This is a genomic window from Pseudomonas sp. NPDC087346, from assembly GCF_044744235.1.
Taxonomy (GTDB): Bacteria; Pseudomonadota; Gammaproteobacteria; order Pseudomonadales; family Pseudomonadaceae; genus Aquipseudomonas.
Map to the genome: position 1 here is coordinate 668 of NZ_JBIUXX010000164.1, position 1,252 is coordinate 1,919.

Consider the following 1,252-nt stretch of genomic DNA (forward strand, 5'->3'; position numbering starts at 1 on the left):
TGGTTGTAGAGTCGGTATCCAATGAAAAGGGTGTACCGGCAAGCGTAATTTTTGAAGCGCTGGAGCTGGCTCTGGCCACTGCTACCAAAAAGCGTTTTGAAGACGAAGTTGACCTGCGTGTGGAAATCAATCGCCACACCGGTTCTTACGAGACTTTCCGTCGCTGGACGGTTGTCGAAGAAGACGATCTTGATGATCCGGCCATCGAAACCTGGCCGAGCAAGGTTGCCGAAACGCATCCTGGCGCCAACGTTGGTGATGTCGTCGAAGAAAAGATCGAGTCCATCGAATTCGGCCGCATTGCTGCGCAGACCGCCAAACAGGTCATCGTGCAGAAAGTGCGCGAGGCCGAGCGTGCTCAGGTCGTCGATGCCTATCGCGAGCGTCTGGGAGAAATCATCTCTGGCACCGTGAAAAAAGTTACCCGCGACAACGTGATCGTCGATCTGGGCAACAACGCTGAAGCGTTGCTGGCCCGTGAAGACATCATTTCTCGCGAAACCTTCCGTGTCGGCGTGCGTCTGCGTGCGTTGCTCAAGGAAATCCGCACCGAGAACCGCGGCCCGCAGCTGATCCTGTCGCGTACTGCGCCGGAAATGTTGATCGAGTTGTTCCGCATCGAAGTGCCGGAAATTGCTGAAGGCCTGATCGAAGTAATGGCAGCGTCCCGTGATCCGGGTTCGCGCGCCAAGATCGCGGTTCGCTCCAAGGACAAACGCATCGACCCGCAGGGCGCGTGCATCGGTATGCGCGGTTCGCGCGTCCAGGCCGTGTCGGGTGAGTTGGGTGGCGAGCGTGTCGATATCGTTCTTTGGGACGATAACCCGGCGCAGTTCGTGATCAATGCCATGTCGCCGGCAGAAGTGGCGGCCATTATCGTTGACGAAGATGCCCATGCAATGGACATCGCCGTTGGCGCAGACAATCTGGCTCAGGCCATCGGTCGCGGTGGTCAGAACGTGCGTCTGGCTAGCCAGTTGACTGGCTGGACCCTGAACGTGATGACCGAATCGGACATCCAGGCTAAGCAGCAAGCAGAAACCGGCGACATCCTGCGCAACTTCATCGACGAGCTGGAAGTCGACGAAGATCTGGCACAGGTGCTGGTAGATGAAGGCTTCACCAGCCTGGAAGAGATTGCCTACGTACCGTTGGAAGAAATGCTCAACATCGACGGCTTTGACGACGATACCGTCAAAGCCGTCGTTGTTGAGCATTTCTTCCAACGGTACGTAGGCAATCTCTTCCAGGC

Annotated in this window: 1 protein-coding gene; it reads left to right on the forward strand. The window is 56.9% G+C overall.

Annotation, left to right across the window (positions count from 1 at the left end; all coding sequences use genetic code 11):
• Positions 1 to 1,252 (forward strand): transcription termination factor NusA (gene nusA / locus ACIOZM_RS31795; protein WP_401221640.1); only part of this gene is annotated, 1,252 nt, incomplete at both ends.